The sequence below is a fragment of the Reinekea sp. genome (assembly GCF_046710285.1).
Lineage (GTDB): Bacteria > Pseudomonadota > Gammaproteobacteria > Pseudomonadales > Natronospirillaceae > Reinekea.
The window spans coordinates 59,490-79,249 of the sequence record NZ_JBKEGY010000003.1 but is presented as its reverse complement, the minus strand read 5'-3'; the positions used below and the strand labels follow the sequence as shown (position 1 = coordinate 79,249).

The window sequence follows — 19,760 nt, the reverse complement described above, 5'->3', positions numbered from 1 at the left end:
TAAACTTTCCCCTGGAGTCGTAAGCAATATTCATCCGTGAATGGTTTCATCCTGAAACAGCTACGTCCGTATAACTGGCTTGCCCGATCCAGGGCGTGTCCATAATTTCATCCGTGGTGCATCCAATGCGCTCAATCCGTTGAGGTTCTTCCTATGCCCGCTTCCAAGCAGCGCATTTCCATCCGTTGGTCGCCTTCCTAGCGATATTTCCTTGGGGTTCTTCCTGAACAAGATCTATTATAGGGAAATTGAACATTGAGAAATGATTATTTTAAGGGTCAAATCTAGGCTGAAAAACTTGTAATCGTTGAAACCTACGTCCGCCGCGGGGGTTACGGAAAAGTGTCGACCCGATCACATGTTTTTTCCATTAATCGTACGAACGTTGTAGGAGATATCTTACAAACGGAGTAGCTAAAAATGACAAAAATGGATGCATCGTTGCATTTATATGGTTCTAACGGCTTATTGGGTCACTTAAAAAATGGAAGGTTGCCACTTTCTCAGGGCGATTCTATGTTGAACCCCTACCTTGAAACTGGCCTTGAGGGTCGGCAGACCCATGCGCCCATTCCTGACCATGAAATAGAACAGGAAATGAAGCGGCAATATGAATCCTTACCGAGTCATATTAGTGCTCTTTTAGGCTATGAAGATTATAAAAAACAGTCCGAAAAGCTAATGCCTTCAATAATTGATGCCATTCAACTGAAACGGAAGGGGGCTCAAGCAGACGTAAGTGATCAATATAATAAAGCTCGATTTGCAAAAGTAAGCTACTTACGCCTATTTAACAGCGCCAAATGTCATTTTGGTTGGGAAACCTTAGCGAATAACTTTACCGGCATGTGCATAGAGCTGAAGGCGAATCATGAGGTTTTTAGTAGCAATCAGGATCGCTTAGCCTTAATTAAGCCGGTGGGCTACGGTGCCACGCATGATTTCCAAGTCAGTGCGGCAAACCCTATCCCTGGATTTTTTATGGATTGTGAAGAAAATGCTCCTCGGCAGGAGTGGCGTGCCGCTTTTTTGTTTAAAGAGCAGCAACAAACTCTCAAGCTTGCCAGTGCCGCGGTTAAGCATATTTACCTTTCGGCGAATGCAACAGCAGAAGATATCGACGCCGTCAAACGCTTTGTTAGCCAAGATATACGCTTCCGTCATGTTGGCGTGTCATTAGTTTTGCCCGATGAACAGCGATGGCGTTTGCGTGTTAAGCCGCTTTGATAATATCAGCAAGGTTTGTCAGGATCGTCTACGCTTATTCTTAATGACAACTGAGACCAAAAAAACATGCAAAAGTTGAATTTCCTAGTGGTGGATGATGCCGCATTCATTCGCGACCTGGTTAAGCGTACCTTGAAAAAACAGTTTACGCAGTGCCATGTAGATGAAGCGATCAATGGTAAAAAAGCGCAAACGTTATTGACGAAGAACAGTTATGACCTTGTACTCTGTGATTGGGAGATGCCGGTATTATCGGGCTTAGAGCTCTTAGTGTGGTTTCGGCAGTACGAAGTAGAGCAAGAACAGTCCAAAACGCCGTTTATGATGGTCACCAGTCGCGGTGATAAAACGCATGTTGTCGAGGCTGTTCAGGCAGGCGTGTCAGACTACATAGGCAAGCCGTTTAGCAGCGATCAAATTCTTAAAAAAGTCTTTAAATTGCTAGCCGTTAATCATCGTGACTTAGTTCGCTCTATCTTAAAAGGTACAGCGGCTATGGGGCAAGCACAGGGTACGGGCAATGAGTCGGCCAGTGTCTTGATGGGCGCGCCAGCAATAGAGCCTAAGACGAATACCGTCACTAGTGCATCGGTATTGACCGGCGGCTCGCCGAGTTCAAAATTAGTGGATAAAATCGCTGCCAGAGCTACTAAAGCTAAGCCAAGCTCATTAGCAAAAGTATCGATACGTTCGGCCAAGGGAGCATGGAAAGGTGATTTACGTGATATTAATTTGACCGATTTAAGCATGGTGATTAACTTCGCGGAATCGAATCCTCCTACCGTACTTGATCAGGTGGTGGTCGATGTTGTGCCTAAAAATGACCCAGAAGCCGTTGCCCGTATCAACACGATAGTCACTGCAATTGCCCTAACTGAAAAAACCATTGATTGCAGTATCGCGCATATCAGTGTTCACATTGTCGATGAAGATCAAGATAAACTAGCGACGCTGAGCAAATTTATTGCCCAGGTAAGGCGGTAATCGCTATAGGGTATTCAAATTCCAAGCAATAGGCCGCTTCTAAACTATGGGCAGCTGTGATTCTTAGCGTAAACGTTTAGTTGAAAAAATACAGCTAAACGTAGAGCCCACTTTTGGTTGGCTTTGAATATTAAGGTGAGCATTGTGATGATTCAATATGTGCTTAACAATGGCTAAGCCTAAACCAGTGCCGCCGCTTTCACTTGAACGTCCAGAATCAACTCGGTAAAATCGTTCTGTGAGTCTAGGAATATGCTGGTGTTCAATGCCGTAACCTCGATCTTGTACAGTTAACAATCCGCCCAGCTCACTGACCTTCCAGCTTAACGTAATTTTACTGCCTTTCGGGCTATAGCGAATAGCATTGTAAAGTAGATTGCCAAGGGCGGTACGCAGCTGACCAAAGTCGCCCATTAAGTTTTGTGTCGATTGGTTTAATAGTTCTATTTGGTGGTCACTATCGATACTTTTAGAAAACTGCCGAGCGTCGTCTAGTGCTTGCTGCAAAAATAGAGGCATGTCAATCTCACTTAAGTTTGCCTCAGCCGTTTCAACATCTAGCCTACTCAAAACTAGTAGATCGTTAACCAAATTGTTCATCCGAATGGCTTGGCTCGACATACTCGTGAGTGCTTTAAGCATAGGCGCAGGAATATCATCGTTGAACGCTAAAATATTTTCTAAATGTCCTTGTACGACGGTGATCGGTGTTTTTAATTCGTGTGAGGCATTGGCCACAAAGTCTTGGCGCATCTGCTCTAGCTTTTCTATGTGCGTGGTGTCTCGCAGCAGGAGTAAGCGCTCACCTTCGCCGTAAACCGTCATAGATATTTGTAATGATCGATGTGCTTGTGCGGGGTTCTCAATCGTGATGTATTCTTGATGGTCAGCTTGGTTGTAAAAGTCTAAGAACAGCGGATCACGAATTAAGTTAGTGAGTAGATGGCCTTCATCAAATGTTTTTAAATCTAACAATTGAACAGCGGCTTTATTCCAAGACTCGATTCGTCCTTTCACATCTAATGTGATCACGCCATCAGACAACGCTTGGGTTGAGGTGCGAATTTTTCGGATAGTTTCACGATATCGGCGTACCTGTTTGCGATGTTTTTTTCTGACGATATATAAATGATCAAACACAACTCCCCATAAACCGACTGCGTTGGGCGGAGAGTTTTTAGCGCCTTTAATCAGCCAGGAGATTAACCGATGTTGCTGATAAAGAATCCACACTAAATAACCAGTACTGGCACCCGCGACAAAAAGCCAAGGTTCGCCAAAGTAACGTCCCACTATTAATGCTAACACCATTGTAGCGGTGAGTTTTTTGTAATGAGATCGGCGTAAATCTCTAATCATCGTTTAGTTGCGCTCGTTGATAGTGGTTGAGAAGCGATAGCCAGTGCCGCGCACTGTTTGAACCAAATCTTTATGATCATCGCCGAGTGCTTTTCTAAGCCTGCGAATGTGTACATCAACTGTACGCTCATCGACATAAACATTCCCCCCCCAGACTTGGTCGAGTAATTGGCTTCGGCTATAGGCTCGTTCGGTGTGAGTCATGAAAAACTGCAGTAGCTTAAATTCAGTTGGGCCCACATTGAGTTCAGAGCCATTGGTAAATACACGATGACTTGTCGGGTCTAGAGTTAAGCCTTGAATCTCGATAGCAGATTCAACACCAACGGGTGTTGACCTGCGCAATACTGCTTTTAAACGAGCAACTAATTCACGAGGGGAAAAGGGCTTAGTAATGTAGTCATCTGCACCGGCGTCCAAACCAGAAATTTTGTGTTCCTCTTCTCCCTTTGCCGTCAACATAATAATGGGGATTTCCTGGGTTAAAGCATCGCGCTTGAGTCTTCGCGCGAGCTCAACGCCACTGGTACCTGGCATCATCCAATCGAGTAAAATTAGGTCGGGCTTTTGATCGACAACAAGCGAATGAGCTTGTTGTGCATTGCCAGCTTCTATCGTGCGATAACCTGCCATTTCTAGTGCTGCCGCAATTACCTCGCGGATTGCAGGCTCGTCATCGACAATCAAAATGCTTCGAGTAGACATGTCATTTCCCTGATTGCAGTTCATATTTACTTACGATTAAAGAGCAGTAATATGACAGTTCGATGACAAAATTCATTATTTTGTCATTTAGCAGCGCAGATACTTATAAATAATGTAAAACCACAGCAATAAACAAGCCCATACCGACCCAATGGTTATTCAAAAAAGCTTGAAAACAAGCATCTCTATCTCTATCTCGAATTAACCATTGTTGGTAAGCCATTAAGCCAGAAGCAAGTATTAAAGCTAGCCACCAGAATAGGCCAAGCTCAGCTTTTAAACCCGCAGCGACCCACGTTAGAATTGCCAAGGCTTGCAATAAGCCGATCATTAACTTATCGGAATCGCCGAATAAAATTGCCGTTGAACGCACACCGATTTTAAGGTCATCATCGCGATCGACCATTGCGTATTGGGTATCGTAAGCAACGGTCCAGAGGACCTTAGCTGTAAATAAAAGCCAGACCGTATCAAGCATTGGCGCTTCGACTGCGGTGAAGGCCATTGGAATCGCCCAGGCAAATGCAGCACCGAGTACGACTTGCGGCAAATAAGTATGGCGTTTCATAAAAGGGTATAAGGCAGCGAGGGCGAGGCCAATAAATGACATATAAACGGTCAGTTTATTGGTTAACAAGACTAAGATGAAAGAAATGGCGACTAAGGCTGCAAAGAGTAAAAGCGCTTCTTTTTCACTGACAATGCCTTGAGCCAAAGGTCGAGTTGTAGTGCGTTTAACATGGCCATCTAGGTGGCGGTCGGCATAGTCGTTTATTACGCACCCAGCAGAGCGCATAAACACCACACCGAGGGTGAAAATTATTAACTGTTTAACTTCAGGGAAGCCACCCGATGCGATCCAAAGGGCCGTTAACGTTGGCCATAGTAATAAGTAGGTGCCAATCGGTCGGTCCAGTCGCGTTAGCTTTATATATTGTTCAATCGCGAGTTTATTCATGCTTGCTTAATGAGTTCCGGTAAAAAGTATTCAGTGACCATTAAAGGTAAGCCTTGTAGCCAGTACCTTGAACGTCGCCCCCAGATATTATCAAAAAAGGTGATCTCGTTATTGTCCTTCTTAACCTTCGGGTCTGCAAATAACAACTCACCTAAAGGGCGTTCATTTAGGTGAGTAAGTTGATCTAAACCTTGCTGTAAACTCGATTCGGGAATCAGAGTATGGGCCATAACCCACGGAGTTTGATGATGCTTTAAGGCAACTTTACGTGAGAAAAGTGTGGTTTCTTGGCCTTGTTCAGAGATACCCAATAACGGCTGAGTGTTAACCAAGCACTCTTCTTTCAGAACTTGCACTGAAAAACTGTCCGACCGTTGTTTGAGTGCCTTAGTTAAGCTTCCAGGCAAAAACAGCCAGTGACGGTATTCTTCCGGGATGGGTGTTTGAAATGCGGCTGGCACCTGCCATTGGTGGTATCGAGTGTCTAAATTAAAAATAGGTGTATCCACAACTAAATCAACTGGTTTTTAAAAGGCCAGTGTACCTGAGGATGCCCCTGAAATTGAATGCCTATTGTTATTTTGCATTGACGAAAACCAGATAAATACTTGAATTCAGTCATTTTTTTCGAAATTCAGCAAAATTTAGCCCTTAAAAGCGAATTTAAGTCTTGGCAAGATATGCTAGAACTAGGTAGTCTAGGGTATTAATAGCTAACAGGTAGAGTAGTTTTAGTCTGCTGATCGTTAGCGATTGCTTGATATAACAATAAAAGACATAAAAGGAAGTTACCATGCGTAAGCCCGATTTATCCGCTGCAATTGCAGACCACGCCGATTTGACCAAAGATAAAGCCGCCGAAGTACTGAACGTATTGTTAGACCAAATTACCCAAACAGTAGCAAAGAAAGAATCTGTTACGTTAGTGGGCTTTGGTACCTTCGAAGCACGCTCGCGTGCCAAGCGTAAAGGCAAAAACCCCCAAACGGGTGCTGAAATAGAAATCCCTGCTAGTAACACGGTTGCATTTAAAGCGGGTAAAGCTTTAAAAGACAGCGTGAATAACAAGTAAATAACGCTAGGCAATAAAAAAGGGCCCAAGGGCTCTTTTTTATTGCTTTAAGAAATGTTTTTTAGGCTTGCTAATAAAGTGGTTCTTAGCCAACTGTGTAAACTGTCCGATTGGGTTTGAGCGTGCCAGTAAAGGTGCGTCTCGACTGATGGAACTTCAAAGGGCATTGGCATAATTTTAAGCTCAGAATCTAGCAGTGATGTCGCAATAGACAGTGGCAGCGTCAAGATTGTTTTTTGCTGCTTTAACAGCTGTACTGCCGTAGGATAGCTCTGGCAACGTGCTTTTATTGCTCTATTAAAGCCCAGCTTAGCAAAGGCAAGATCTTCTAATACCTTGCCGGTGGGCCGATTAGAAACAGTAACATGGTTAAGTTGGCCATAATCCTTAGTATTGATTTCTGGTTCCAAAAAAAAGCGTTTTCCACCCAAACAACAAAAAGCAGACTTCGTAATACAATTGTGTTCAATGGGCGACGACAAAGGCCTAGCAATATCTATCGCAAAGTCTATCTGCCCCGACTCCAGCTGCATAGGCAAAGATTCACGCTCCAATTTAACACTGTGAAAGTTCAAATTCGGCGCCGACTGTTGAAAGACGCCTAAGATGGCAGGGAAAAACAGTGGCTCTAAGGCGTCGTGTATTGCCAGCTTTAGCGTTTGACAGGCTGTTTGCGGATCAAAAATGCCCAGTGATTGCAAAGATCTTCGTAGCTGGCTGAGTGTCTTAATAATATCGGGCATGACGCGTTGGCAAACGGGTGTGGGTTGCATTTTAGCGCCTTGACGCGTAAAGAGCGGGTCATCTAATGCCTCGCGCAAGCGTTTTATTGAATGGCTCACAGCAGAAGGCGTAATGTTTAGTTGTTCGGCCGTACGAGTCATATTCTCATGCTGATAGAGAGCTTCGAGTACCTTGAGCAAGTTAAGATCTAGTTGAGCGATGGTTTTAAGGTTAATCATTATGAATTCATTTCATAGTGGCTTTTGACTAAGTTTCATTTTATTCACAGTAAGGTCTTACGTAAACTGAGTCAAACCGTTCCGAACACTTATGCTCGGTAAAACAACAAAAATAAGGGTGCCGTATGGATTTCTCCAACTCAGCTCGCAGTGATGATTACCTAGCACGACTCAATGCATTCATGACAGAACATGTTTTGCCAATGGAGTCGACAATTTTAGCGGCCAATCGACAATTAAATCCAACAGGCGACTGGCAGAGCTGGTCTACCATTGCTGAAGTTGAGCAACTTAAAAAGCTGGCCAAAGCGCAAGGGCTATGGAATCTGTTTTTACCCGATGACACGCTCGGCCAAGGCTTAACTTGCACCGAATATGCACCGTTAGCCGAAGCGACGGGCAAAGTTATTTTTGCCCCTGAAATATTCAATTGCAATGCTCCCGACACTGGCAATATGGAAGTGTTGTATCACTTTGGTTCCGATGCCCAAAAGCAACAGTGGTTAACGCCTTTGTTGGCAGGGGACATTCGCTCTGTTTTTTGCATGACTGAACCTGCTGTCGCCTCTAGCGATGCCACCAATATGGAAGCCACTGTGGAAGTCGATGGTGATGAACTTATCTTAAATGGCAGAAAATGGTGGTCGACTGGTTTGGGGCATCCAAACGCTAAAGTGGCTATTTTCATGGGCCGATCAAATACAACTGCCCCTAAACATGCACAGCATGCCATGGTTTTGGTACCGTTAGACAGTGACGGCGTTTCTATTGAACGCATGTTAACGGCCAGCGGTGAATATGATGCGCCTTATGGGCACGGCGAAGTTCAGTTTAACAATGTCCGGGTACCAAAAACTAATTTAATCTGGGACTTAGGCAAAGGTTTTGCTATTGCACAAGGCCGCTTAGGGCCTGGGCGAATTCATCATTGCATGCGTGCGATTGGCGCAGCAGAACGAGCCTTAGAGCTAGCGATCCAACGTGGGCTCTCGCGTGTTGCTTTTGGTCAGCCGTTGATTAAATTGGGCGGTAATACAGAGCGCATTGCGCAAGCTCGCATTCAAATAGACCAAGCTAGGTTATTAACGTTAAATGCTGCTTGGAAGATAGACAATTTTGGTGTCAAAAATGCCATGACGGAAATTTCTGCCATTAAAGTTGCGGTGCCAAACATGTTGCAAAGCGTGGTTGATATGGCCATACAAATACATGGCGGAGCCGGTGTTTCGGATGATCTACCCTTAGCAACCTTTGCAGCAATGGCACGTATGCTGCGCTTAGCGGATGGTCCTGATGAAGTACACATGCACATGGTTTCACGTTTAGAAATAGCTAAGCATATAGCAAAGGTCAGCGTATGAAAACGATACTGATTACCGGTGGTGCATCAGGATTAGGGTTGGCCATGGCATTGCGCTGGGCAAAGCAAGGCGCAACTATTTGTGTGGCAGACCGAACCGAAGAACTTAAACAACAAACAATAACAGCGATCAATAACGCCGGTGGTGTTGGCCATTTTGTGAGTTGCGATGTAACTTCACAAGCGCAACTCGATGCTCTAAAAACCTATACCGATACCCACCTAAATGCCATTGATGTGCTAATTAATTGTGCAGGTGTGCCAACGGCAGGTTCGATAGAAAGTGAATCACTAGAGGTGTGGCAGTGGGTCATTGATATTAACTTACTCGGCAGTGTTCGTTTGGCCAAACTTTATGTTCCCGACTTTCGCAAACGCGGACAAGGGCATATTGTTAATGTCGCTTCACAAGCCGGGTTAACCCCTATGCCGTTTATGGGGTCTTATAATGTTACTAAAGCTGCCTTAGTAGCATACAGTGAAACGATGAAGCTAGAGCTGGCCCCGTTCGGAATCGGGGTTAGCGTTCTTTGCCCTGCATTTGTTAAAACCAATTTAGATAAATCGTTACCTAAAGAACAGGCGGCGATGCAATCGGTGGTGACAAAGCTCGTTGAGCGAGGCACGGTGAGCGCTGACCAAGTAGCGGAGGCGACATTTAAAGCGGTAGCCGGCAATACCTTTTTAATAATTACCCATTCGGACGCAAAACGTATATATGGCCTCAAGCGATGGTTGCCGAGTTTTTATTATTGGCTAATGGCAAGAAAATCCAAACGCTTCACATTAAAGAGTTATGCCAATGAATAATTCAACTATGAATGAAACTGCGCAGAAAAGCCGAGCCGGTGAAGAGTTAGATGTTAAAGCGGTGCATCATTGGATATCACAACATATTGATGGATTAGCAGACCTACCCTCGGTAAAGCAATTTTCCGGCGGCGCATCAAACTGGACTTATTGTTTAACCTACTCCGATCGTGAATTAATTTTACGACGCGCCCCAGCAGGCACCAAAGCAAAGGGTGCGCACAATATGGTCCGAGAATATCAAATACAGAATGCCTTAAAGCCAGTCTTTAACTATGTGCCTACCATGTACGCCTTGTGTGAAGATGAACAGGTAATAGGTACCGACTTTTATGTGATGGAAAAAATTGACGGTATCATTCCACGAAAGAACTTACCCTCTAGAACGCGGCTCGATGAAAGCCAAGTCAAAGCATTATGTACCAATATGCTAGATGCACTCATTGGCTTGCACAGTGTTGATATAGATGCCTCAGGCTTAAGTGGCTTAGCCAAAGGCGAAGGCTACGTTGAACGGCAAGTAAACGGTTGGTCAAAACGTTATCAAGATGCGCGAACCTGGAACGTACCCTCAGGGAAAAAAGTAATGCGCTGGTTGCAGGAACATAAACCACAGCACGAAACTATTTGTTTAACTCATAACGACTTCCGTTTTGATAACTTAGTTTTAGCCGAAGATAACCCAAGCCAAATAGTGGGAGTTTTAGATTGGGAGCTCGCCACCTTAGGCGACCCGCTCATGGACCTAGGCAATACGCTGGCTTATTGGGTGCATGCAGACGATGACTTTATGGCAAAAGCTATGCGTAGGCAGCCAACTCACCTTATGGGTATGATGACGAGAAAAGAAGTTATCAACTATTACTTAGAAAAGCGTGGTCTAAGCCATATTGATTTCCGTTTTTATGAGGTATTTGGTTTGTTCCGTTTAGCCGCTATTGCGCAACAAATTTATTATCGATATCACCACAAGCAAACGACTAATCCAGCCTTCAAAAACTTTTGGCTGTTTATTCATTACTTGTTGTGGCGATGTAATCAAGCGATCAAAGCCAAATGAAAGTCATCTATTTAATCAGGCATGGCCAAGCGAGTTTTGGCCAAGCGGACTATGATCAGTTGTCACCATTGGGTTATGAGCAAAGCACGCTATTAGGTGCTTCATTAAGGTCGAAAGAGATTAGCTTTGATCATATTGAGCAAGGTACCTTGCTACGCCATCAACAAACATTTCTAGCGGCATTAGGTGATCGAACTGTGACAACCAATGCACTTTGGAATGAGTTTGATCATCGTGATATTACTAATCAATACTTACAAGTTCAAGGCACTAAGGTAGATGAGTTTTTGCAACTGAGCGATGCAGATAAACTAGCGCACTTTGCTAGAGCTATATTGTTGTGGGTAGACAACAACAACGATCGGCTTGAATATAATGAAACCTGGATGCAGTTTAAAGCGCGAATTACCCAAGCCCTTACGGAAACAATCGCTAGCACAAAATCATGCGCTTTGGTTTTTACTTCGGGAGGAACTATCTCATCGGTAATCGGAAGCGCATTCAATTTTACCGCAAGCCAAACGCTGAAGCTGAATTTACAGCTAGTGAACACCGGTGTAACGAAAATACTGGTGTCATCAAACGGTATAAACGTATCAACCATTAATGAATATACTCATTTAGAACAAAAACAAAATAATAAACTCATTACCTATAAGTAGAGTCACATGCGAAAAACCATATTGATAACCGGTGCTAGTTCAGGTCTTGGCCAAGGCATGGCAGAGAAATTTGCTTCACGTGGCCACCACCTGGCCTTGTGCGCAAGACGCCTCGATCGATTAGAAATTTTAAAAGCGTCACTTTTAAAAAAGTACCCAGCCTTACGCATTGAACTGTTGAGCTTAGATGTTAATGACCACGATGCCGTATTCCAAGTTTTTAAAGACTTCCAAGCCAGCTTTGGTGTGATAGATCGAATTATCATTAACGCAGGCATGGGTAAGGGCGCGTCAATCGGGACAGGTTTTTTTGAAGCCAACCGCGAAACCGCCATGACTAACTTTGTTGCAGCAATTGCGCAAACAGAAGCGGCTATGGAGATATTTCGGGCTCAAAATCATGGCCATTTAGTGACCATATCATCGGTCAGTGCAGTGAGAGGGTTTCGCCGGGCACTAAATGTTTACTCCGCAACCAAAGCAGGGCTAACCACATTGACCGAAGGCATTCGTATTGATGTGCTCAACACACCGATTAAAGTATCTTGTATTCACCCAGGCTTTATTCGAACCGAACTGAATGAAAAAGTCGAAAAAGTGCCGTTTATTGTCGATATTGAAACCGGATGTGCCGCATTAGTTAAAGCGATCGAAAAAGAAAAAGCTAACAGCTATACCCCAACTTGGCCTTGGTATTTGGTGCAAAAAATTATGCGGATCCTGCCCGATTCAATGCTTAGACGGTTTAGCTAAAGTCACGTTAATTAAAAAAGTGCTGCCCGTCACCTTGTCGCTGCAACGCAAACTAAAGATGACGGGATAGACAAATACTATTGTTGTTTGTCTGAAATAGTAGGTTTAGCCATCCATTCATGACCTTTTAACATGACCGACCAGTAGATTTCTGGCAAAAATCTTTCTTTCAAAATCCAAGCCGCTCGAGTTGGCTTAAGACCATTGATAAGCCAGCCAGGGAAACTGGGTAAAAGCTTGCCACCGTAACCAAATTCCGCCAAAACAATTTTGCCTCGTTCGACGGTTAGGGGGCAGCTGCCGTAGCCATTATAAGCTGACTGCCCCGGCTTGTTGTTTAACGTCCTTATTAAATTATAGGCCAAGACCGGAGCTTGCATTCTGACCGCCGCTGCTGTTTTTGCGTTAGGTGCATTCATCACGTCGCCAAGTGACCAGACATTTTCGAAACGCTTGTGCCTTAAAGTATGTTGATCAACATCGACCCAGCCGTTGTCGTCAGCTAATGGGCTGACGCGTATAAAATCGGGTGCTACCTGTGGCGGACATACATGAAGCATGTCGAATGTTACCTCTAAGAGTTGGTCGCTTGCACCTTCCCCCACTTGCTTAAACCAAGCCTTTTTATTTGGGCCGTCTACTTTCATCAACTGGTGTTGGAACTTAAGCTCAATCGCATATTTTTTGATGTACTCTTGTAGTGCTGGTACATAATCCTTAACACCGAAAAGGCCTGGCCCGGTATTATAAAACTCAACATCTATGTCCTTAAGTTGGCCGTTTTTGAGCCAAGTATCGGCCGATAAATACATCACCTTTTGGGGCGCACCCGCACACTTAATGGGCATCGGTGGTTGGGTGAATACCGCTTTGCCCTTTTTAAGGTTTTTGACCAATTCCCAAGTATAGGGAGCCAAGTCATAACGATAATTAGAGGTGACACCATTTTTGCCTAAGGTTTCATTGAGACCTTCAATGCCTTCCCAGTTAAGCTTTAAACCTGCGGCAACCACCAGTTGCTGGTATTTAATTGGACGACAACCTTCGAGCAATACTTGATTTTTTTCTGGTTCAAACTGCGCAACAGCCGATTGGATCCAATCAACACCTTTAGGTATGAGTGTTGCCATAGGACGTTTAGTTTTTTCAGGTTTAAAAATACCTGCACCGACTAGAGTCCAGCCGGGTTGATAATAATGCGTATCTGCAGGGTCTATGACTGCAATCTTTAGTTTCGCATCACGTTTTTGAATACTGGCGGCAGCGGCGAGTCCCCCTGCACCGGCGCCTACAATGACGACATCGTAACTTGGTATCACTTGTTGGGCGTCTGTGGTGTTCGTTAAGCGATCCGTCAAGCCACTGGCATCAAAGCCAGCATGAGTGAGTGTACTTAGGATGCTGACAACGTCGTCGCCTTCAGATTTTCGGTGTAACGCCCAGAGTGTTGAGCTGCGCATGCCTGTTCGGCAATAGGCATGTACCTGGCCTTTAGATGCTTTAAGAATTTCGCCAAACTGCACCGCCTGTGCATCGGTTGCTTTACCGGGTGTTACCGGTAGGTATTTTGCTTGGATACCCACAGCCTCCGCAGCCATGTGTATTTCTTCAAAGTTCACTTGATCAGAGCCTTCGCCATCGGGTCTGTTGACAATGATCGTGGTGATACCTGCTTGTGCTAAGGGAGTAAGGTCATTGACTTGAATTTGGCCTGAAATACTCAGTGTTTCATTAATTGTACGACTATCCATAATTTGGCTCCGTCAGTAGGTTATGTTGCTACTTTAAATTAGAATGAGCTAATATACAATTAGACTTTAGTATTCTAAGCATATATCAACAAGCTATATGTTGCTCCGCTATACAACTGTCTAGTAATCAGGTAGATTCAAACACTTGTTTGAATGGATCGGGAAATTATGAAATTTAAGGCACTTCTGTGGCTGATGGCCATTATGTATCGTCGAGCGGCGCGCAATAACCTGAAAATGAAAGGTTATTTAGACAAAGTAGATAATTCTATATTGTTTACCACCGATGCAGAGACGACGAATCGGTTGTTTGTGTTTAAAGATCAACAGGTGCAAACCAGCACAAAATCAACTGAAAGTGCAGGGATGACTGTGCGCTTTAGTACAGACAAGGTTGGGTTTAATACCTTATGGGCGATGGCGACTGGTAAAGACAAAAATGCCTTTATGAAAGCGATCCAAGATAAGGCCGTTAAAATCGAAGGCGACATGATGTTGCTAATGTGGTTCCAAAAAAGCGTTAAATATATTCGATAGCGACACTAATCGGCTGTTTTCAGATAATTCACTTGAATTCAGCCGGAAAGATAGCGAAGATTCCCTAAATCGATTATTGGGGAACACAATGGAAGTTAAAAGCCGCCTTAAATCACTAGTGCAGGTTGAAAAAGTAACCGTGCGAGAACCAGGGGTGATTATTCTAACCGGCCCCTCAAGTTGCGGTAAAGGCGAAGTCGCCAGCGCCTTATGTCGCACACTATCTATCCGACCTGAAGCCCACTTATCTATGGGTGAAATATTACGCAGTACCTTCCGCGGCGCCAAAGAAGACCCTGAATTCGCCGAATTGTTAGCCTCTAAGTATGACCTTAGTTCAGCCACCAATATTTTTGATTGTATTGATTCCTCAGAAAGCTTGTCTGCAAAAGTTCGTTCGTATCAAGGCGAGCTTGAAAAATACTTCGAAAAACCGAACATGGATTTATTCACCTCACAGCTAGATTGGCTAGAATTTTGTACCATGAATGGTCTTTTAGTGCCGAACCGTTGGACAGAAAATTTTGTCGCCGCCCATATTGAACAAGCTCGTGGCACGCGCGAAGAAAGCTTTATTTTAGATGGTTATCCTCGAACCGTTCGAGCTGCTGAGCATCTGCTCGCATTTTTAGAGTCGATGAATATACCGGTGCTAAAGGTTATTCATTTAAGTATCAGTCGCGAAGAGATGATGGCACGAGCCCAGTCACGAGGACGTGCTGATGACGATGATCAGTCGTTGGTGAAGCGCTTTCAGTTTTATATAGAAAATGTACAGCCGAGCGTTGACTACATGAAAACTAAATTAGGCTCAGACCGAATTGCTTTGATAGATGCGCATCAGCCCGTGTTTGATGACTTTCCTGAAAACAAGAAATTCAACTTAACGGAGTCGATCAATAACGTAGTGGCTTCAGTATTGCGCGCGCTTGGCGTGCCGAGAGTCGTACTAGCAGACCTACTATATGGTAAAGACTAATTAGTTTTACGCGCTTTCTTTAACTAATAAGTGCCTTCTGCAAAGTAAGCACTTAAGTAACGATTGAGCATGGAATCCAAAAACTGTTGAAGTTGAACTGGCTCGGTAAATTCGATGCTTTTTGATTCTAAAACTTTATCAGTGCTGACAACAACCAATGAATATGAGATTTCGGAATCATCTTTAATAGTTACCTTGATCGCATGCTCATGAGTGTTGAGGCGTAAAGAGGATATTGCACCACCTTCGTCTAGTGGCTTATATTTAATCGCACTTTTTATTTGGCGCGCTGAAATTTCAGAGCGCCTGCTCTCAACCCATTCTTCTAATAGTAAAAATCCTTCAAGACTCATAAGTCACCCTCCGTTCGGCGGCAAATGACCTGCTAAGCAGTTTTTGTGGCTAATGGAGCCGGAGCTACATCGGTAATACGTACTGTTACGTTTTTACCGCCATTCATTGGCCACTCAATAGTCTGACCAACGGTTAAACCAATAATAGCTGTACCAATGGGTGACATAATAGAAATTTCAGTTGGCTCTAAGTTTGCCTTAGGTGCGATCAACTTATAGGTGAACTCTTTCTTAGTGGCTTCAATAATAAAGCTTACCGTTGAGTTGATAGAAACGACATCAGACGGTAAGTCTTTTCGTTCAACAACGTTAGCTCGGTCTAACTCTTCGCTGAGCTTTAATATTTCAGGAGAAGATTTCATCGCATCTATCAGGTCACTGATAATGTCGAAGTCATGTGTAGAAATTACAATTTCTGGTGTAACCATTGTTAGGATCCTCATTTTTAGGTTGAGTTCAGTACAGTTCGACAATCAAACTTCAAATGAGTCTAGGCTGTAATGACGAAATATATTTTATGTGCAACTAATGACCAAGTTTTCGGTTTAAATAAAAAATGATTCAATGAAAGCTGACACCGCCAACTCCAATTGAATCGTGTAAACACTAAAGCTATCTATTGATAGCGAGGTAACTAGTTGAAAATAAAATAAGGTTTTTATGGGCGACTAAGTAAGAATGCGCTTAATCGCCCTTAAACGGGAAAAGCACTGCTGGATCGAACGAACCGCAGTGAAAAAATTAAATGTAAGGTGATATGTGATAAGTATTTCATACCTGAAGCTTAGCACGCAAAATTTAAAATGGAAGCTCAAAAGCGACAATTTAGACTATACATAAGCAAAGCATCAATGAACGTCCCATTTAAGCTAATTTTGCACCGTTAAACCGCAGTTTCTATACTGCTAAGCAACATTTTTACGTAAAGTAATCGCTGCAGATACCATATTCTCAAGCGCTGGCCGAACTTCACTCCATTGTCGTGTTTTTAGACCGCAGTCTGGGTTAACCCAAAGGCGCTCGGTTGGAATACGTTCAGCAGCTTTGGTCATCAACGCCACTATTTGCGCCACCGTTGGAATATTGGGTGAATGAATATCATATACCCCAGGCCCAATTTCATTCGGGTAGTGGAAATCGTTGAATACGTCGAGCAATTCCATGTCAGAACGCGATGTTTCAATGGTAATTACATCGGCATCCATGTTCGAAATAGACTCAATAATATCGTTAAACTCCGAATAACACATGTGCGTATGAATCTGAGTCGCATCTTTGACTCCATTGGCAGAGATGCGGAATGCTTCAATTGCCCAGTTTAAATATTGTTGCCATTGCGCCTGTCGCAAGGGCAGCCCTTCTCGCAATGCAGCTTCGTCGATCTGAATAATAGAAATACCTGCTCTTTCTAAATCAAGTACTTCCTCACGAATAGCGAGCGCGAGCTGATAGCACGATTGCGATCTTGGTTGATCATCACGAACAAAAGACCAGTTTAGTATAGTCACCGGGCCGGTAAGCATGCCTTTCATTGGCTTGTCAGTGAGTGACTGCGCGTATTGAGTCCACTCAACCGTCATTGCCAAAGGACGATGAATATCTCCGAATAAAATCGGAGGCTTCACGCAACGTGATCCATAAGACTGCACCCAGCCAAACTGACTGAAGGCGTAACCTTCTAATTGTTCACCAAAGTACTCAACCATATCATTGCGTTCGGCTTCACCGTGAACCAGCACATCTAACCCTAGTGCCTCTTGTTCGTTAATGCTGGCTAAAATTTCTTGCTGCATTTGATGTTTATAGTCGGTTAAATTAATCGCCCCTTTTTTAAATTGCTGTCTAGTCGAACGAATTTCAGCTGTTTGTGGAAAGGATCCAATTGTTGTCGTGGGGTAATTTGGAAGTTGAAGAATGTTCTGTTGTAATGTCGAGCGAGTCGAATATGGACTCGTTCGTTGACCTAAAGTAGGGGCAATTTCTGAAACAGCCTTTTTAACTTGTGGGTTATGAATGCGCGTCGAGTTCTTACGACTGTCTATTGCCTTTTGGTTATCGCTCAAAGCTTGTTGGACACTAGGTCTGCCCATGTTAATTGCCGAACAGAGTACTTGGAGTTCTTCAAGTTTTTGAACGGCAAAAGCTAACCACTGCTTAATTTCAGTATCAAGTTTTACTTCGCTGTCTAGGTTTACGGGTACATGCAGTAGCGAGCAAGAAGGAGCTAGCCAAAGCCGGTCTTGTAACTTAGTTGCTAATGGCTCAAGCCAATCAAGTGTTGAATTAAGATCGGTTTTCCAAATGTTTCGACCATTAATAATACCCAGAGAAAGAATTTTATATTCGTCTAACCATTCGATGGCTTGGGTGGCCTCATGCTGAGCATTAATCGCATCAATGTGTATGCCTTGAACAGGGAGTTGGCATAAAGTTTCGAGGTTTTCTTCAAGAGAACCAAAATAAGTGGCTAAGAGAATTTTAATTGAGGTGTCTTCTAGGTATTTATAGGCGGTTTCTAATGCACGTATCCAACTAGCCGATAGCTCAGTCACTAGGATAGGTTCGTCAATTTGCACCCAATCAACACCTTGTGCAGCGAGTGTGGATAAGAGCTCTTTATAGGCGGGCAGAATATGCTTTAACAAGTCGAGCTTATCGCTGTTGTCTTTGGCTTTCGCTAACCATAAGTAAGTGACCGGGCCAATAATAACAGGTTTTGCAGCAACACCTTGTTGTCTGGCTTCGTCTATTTGTGCCAATAAAATACTCGGATCTAAGGTGAATCGGCTGTCAGCATTTAATTCAGGCACAATGTAATGGTAGTTGGTATCGAACCATTTGGTCATTTCACCCGCCGCGACATTACAGCAACCTGCAGCATCTTCATTTACACCTGAGCGTCCACGAGCTAAACGAAAATAATTATTGAGCTGTGAGTCAGTTTGTCTTTTGATTCGCTCAGGGAGGTTGCCTAATGCGAAGCTCATATCAAGAACTTGATCATAAAATGAAAAATCGCCTACGGGTAACCAATCGAGGTCTTTTTGGTATTGCCAGTTTTGTGCTCTTAGTTGACGGGCGGTTTCATTTAGCTTTTGTTCGGAGCTTTGTCCTTTCCAGTAAGATTCAAGTGCAAACTTCAATTCGCGTTTTGCGCCAATGCGCGGAAATCCGAGGTTATGTGTGATGGCCATCTAAATGTTCCTTTGTTGATGAATGGGTCATGGGGGCCAGATACTAGTAAGTTTCATATATGACGTATAATGGTATATATTCAGCGATTCATTATTAATATTCATGGATCAACATGTTAGAGCGCATTCATTTGACCATTATTCGAGAGACAGACCTTTTAGGTTCTCTGACTGCTGCGGCCAAAAAGCTATGTTTAACTCAATCAGCGTTGAGCCATACAATGCGCAAGTTAGAGCAAAACCTAGGTACCGAAATATGGTTGAGAGAGGGTCGAAGTTTGCGCTTAACACAAACCGGAATTTATCTGCTAGAAGTCGCCAATAGGCTGTTGCCGCAACTCGAGAATGCCGAGTTAAAGCTGCGTCAATATACTCAAGGTGAGCGTGGCGCTTTGCGTGTCGGGATGGAATGCCATCCATGTTATCAATGGTTACTAAAGGTAGTATCACCGTTTCTAGCGCAATGGCCCGATGTTGATATAGATGTAAAACAGAAATTTCAGTTTGGCGGAATGGGCGCACTGTACGGCTATGAAATTGATTTATTAGTAACGCCGGACCCCCTTTTTAAGGCAGGTTTGAGTTTCGAACCTGTTTTTGATTATGAGCAGGTATTGGTGGTGCCCCGCAATCACCGCTTTGCTAGCATGAGCTTCATTCGGCCGATCGATCTACAAGATGAAGTACTTATTACCTATCCAGTCGATATTGATCGACTAGATATTTACACTCAGTTTTTGGCTCCAGCCGGGGTTACCCCTTTACGGCATAAAACCATAGAGACCACGGACATCATGCTGCAAATGGTAGCCAGTGGGCGCGGCGTAGCTGCGTTACCTCGATGGTTGGCGAATGAATATTTAACCAAACTCGACATAACACCAGTGCGTTTAGGGGCAAATGGGATTGCTAAGCAAATATATTTAGGTATACGTGATTCTGACCGAGATGTTGAGTATCTTCGTGCCTTTGTAGCACTAGCAAAACAGCAACAGCCGCATGCTACAGGTGGTTTAACACCTTAGGTGAGGCAA

General features: G+C 43.8%; 20 protein-coding genes. 11 read left to right on the top strand and 9 right to left on the bottom strand.

Annotated elements, in window-relative coordinates:
• Positions 1-420 precede the first annotated feature (420 nt).
• A complete protein-coding gene (locus ACI882_RS03240; protein WP_411742956.1) occupies positions 421-1,227 on the top strand; it encodes a hypothetical protein in 807 nt (268 codons plus the stop codon).
• A 66-nt stretch (positions 1,228-1,293) separates the two neighbouring features.
• A complete protein-coding gene (locus tag ACI882_RS03235) occupies positions 1,294-2,211 on the top strand; it encodes a response regulator (protein WP_411742957.1) in 918 nt (305 codons plus the stop codon).
• A gap of 63 nt (positions 2,212-2,274) precedes the next feature.
• Here the strand turns inward: ACI882_RS03235 and phoR are convergent, their stop codons facing one another.
• From phoR to ACI882_RS03215, 4 genes are all read right to left on the bottom strand, one after another.
• The gene (phoR, locus tag ACI882_RS03230) at positions 2,275-3,570 is read right to left on the bottom strand and encodes a phosphate regulon sensor histidine kinase PhoR (protein ID WP_411742958.1); all 1,296 of its coding nucleotides are present in this window, start codon (positions 3,568-3,570) and stop codon (positions 2,275-2,277) included.
• A gap of 3 nt (positions 3,571-3,573) precedes the next feature.
• Complete coding sequence (gene phoB / locus ACI882_RS03225) at positions 3,574-4,275, bottom strand: phosphate regulon transcriptional regulator PhoB (protein WP_411742959.1); 702 nt, start codon at positions 4,273-4,275, stop codon at positions 3,574-3,576.
• A gap of 103 nt (positions 4,276-4,378) precedes the next feature.
• A complete protein-coding gene (gene ubiA / locus ACI882_RS03220; protein WP_411742960.1) occupies positions 4,379-5,233 on the bottom strand; it encodes a 4-hydroxybenzoate octaprenyltransferase in 855 nt (284 codons plus the stop codon).
• Entirely contained in the window at positions 5,230-5,742 is a 513-nt protein-coding gene (locus ACI882_RS03215) for a chorismate--pyruvate lyase family protein (protein WP_411742961.1), read from the bottom strand. The genes ubiA and ACI882_RS03215 overlap by 4 nt, the downstream gene beginning before the upstream one ends.
• A 284-nt stretch (positions 5,743-6,026) precedes the next feature.
• Between ACI882_RS03215 and ACI882_RS03210 the strand changes: the two genes are divergently transcribed.
• Positions 6,027-6,305, top strand: a complete 279-nt coding sequence (locus ACI882_RS03210) for an HU family DNA-binding protein (RefSeq protein WP_411742962.1) — start codon at positions 6,027-6,029, stop codon at positions 6,303-6,305.
• A gap of 47 nt (positions 6,306-6,352) precedes the next feature.
• Here ACI882_RS03210 and ACI882_RS03205 read toward each other — a convergent pair whose 3' ends face one another.
• A complete protein-coding gene (locus ACI882_RS03205; protein ID WP_411742963.1) occupies positions 6,353-7,267 on the bottom strand; it encodes a LysR family transcriptional regulator in 915 nt (304 codons plus the stop codon).
• A 125-nt stretch (positions 7,268-7,392) separates the two neighbouring features.
• Here ACI882_RS03205 and ACI882_RS03200 point away from each other — a divergent pair, with 125 nt between their 5' ends.
• From ACI882_RS03200 to ACI882_RS03180, 5 genes are read left to right on the top strand one after another with little or no spacing between them, the layout of a single operon-like run.
• The gene (locus ACI882_RS03200; protein WP_411742964.1) at positions 7,393-8,628 is read left to right on the top strand and encodes an acyl-CoA dehydrogenase family protein; all 1,236 of its coding nucleotides are present in this window, start codon (positions 7,393-7,395) and stop codon (positions 8,626-8,628) included.
• Positions 8,625-9,437, top strand: coding sequence for an SDR family oxidoreductase (locus tag ACI882_RS03195; protein WP_411742965.1), 813 nt, complete (start codon positions 8,625-8,627; stop codon positions 9,435-9,437). The genes ACI882_RS03200 and ACI882_RS03195 overlap by 4 nt, the downstream gene beginning before the upstream one ends.
• Positions 9,430-10,497: a phosphotransferase family protein gene (locus ACI882_RS03190; RefSeq protein ID WP_411742966.1), complete on the top strand. Its 1,068-nt coding sequence runs from the start codon at positions 9,430-9,432 to the stop codon at positions 10,495-10,497. Before ACI882_RS03195 ends, ACI882_RS03190 begins: the two co-directional genes overlap by 8 nt.
• Complete coding sequence (locus ACI882_RS03185; protein WP_411742967.1) at positions 10,494-11,159, top strand: histidine phosphatase family protein; 666 nt, start codon at positions 10,494-10,496, stop codon at positions 11,157-11,159. Before ACI882_RS03190 ends, ACI882_RS03185 begins: the two co-directional genes overlap by 4 nt.
• 6 nt (positions 11,160-11,165) lie before the next feature.
• Entirely contained in the window at positions 11,166-11,912 is a 747-nt protein-coding gene (locus tag ACI882_RS03180; RefSeq protein WP_411742968.1) for an SDR family oxidoreductase, read from the top strand.
• 77 nt (positions 11,913-11,989) lie between these two features.
• Here the strand turns inward: ACI882_RS03180 and ACI882_RS03175 are convergent, their stop codons facing one another.
• The gene (locus ACI882_RS03175) at positions 11,990-13,663 is read right to left on the bottom strand and encodes a TIGR01244 family sulfur transferase (RefSeq protein WP_411742969.1); all 1,674 of its coding nucleotides are present in this window, start codon (positions 13,661-13,663) and stop codon (positions 11,990-11,992) included.
• A 168-nt stretch (positions 13,664-13,831) separates the two neighbouring features.
• Between ACI882_RS03175 and ACI882_RS03170 the strand changes: the two genes are divergently transcribed.
• Together ACI882_RS03170 and ACI882_RS03165 are read left to right on the top strand one after the other, a co-directional pair.
• Positions 13,832-14,200 carry an SCP2 sterol-binding domain-containing protein gene (locus ACI882_RS03170; protein ID WP_411742970.1) on the top strand — a complete coding sequence of 123 codons (369 nt, stop codon included), beginning with the start codon at positions 13,832-13,834 and terminating at the stop codon, positions 14,198-14,200.
• Between the two features lie 88 nt (positions 14,201-14,288).
• Complete coding sequence (locus ACI882_RS03165; RefSeq protein WP_411742971.1) at positions 14,289-15,179, top strand: adenylate kinase family protein; 891 nt, start codon at positions 14,289-14,291, stop codon at positions 15,177-15,179.
• A gap of 23 nt (positions 15,180-15,202) precedes the next feature.
• Here the strand turns inward: ACI882_RS03165 and ACI882_RS03160 are convergent, their stop codons facing one another.
• The 3 genes from ACI882_RS03160 to metE all read right to left on the bottom strand — a co-directional run bounded on the left by ACI882_RS03160 (position 15,203) and on the right by metE (position 18,726).
• A complete protein-coding gene (locus tag ACI882_RS03160) occupies positions 15,203-15,532 on the bottom strand; it encodes a hypothetical protein (protein ID WP_411742972.1) in 330 nt (109 codons plus the stop codon).
• A 32-nt stretch (positions 15,533-15,564) separates the two neighbouring features.
• Positions 15,565-15,960 carry a nucleoside diphosphate kinase regulator gene (gene rnk / locus ACI882_RS03155; protein WP_411742973.1) on the bottom strand — a complete coding sequence of 132 codons (396 nt, stop codon included), beginning with the start codon at positions 15,958-15,960 and terminating at the stop codon, positions 15,565-15,567.
• 477 nt (positions 15,961-16,437) lie between these two features.
• Positions 16,438-18,726 (bottom strand): 5-methyltetrahydropteroyltriglutamate--homocysteine S-methyltransferase, encoded by a 2,289-nt coding sequence (metE, locus tag ACI882_RS03150; RefSeq protein WP_411742974.1) that lies wholly within the window; start codon positions 18,724-18,726, stop codon positions 16,438-16,440.
• 113 nt (positions 18,727-18,839) lie between these two features.
• Between metE and ACI882_RS03145 the strand changes: the two genes are divergently transcribed.
• Positions 18,840-19,751 carry a LysR family transcriptional regulator gene (locus ACI882_RS03145; protein ID WP_411742975.1) on the top strand — a complete coding sequence of 304 codons (912 nt, stop codon included), beginning with the start codon at positions 18,840-18,842 and terminating at the stop codon, positions 19,749-19,751.
• Positions 19,752-19,760 lie beyond the last annotated feature (9 nt).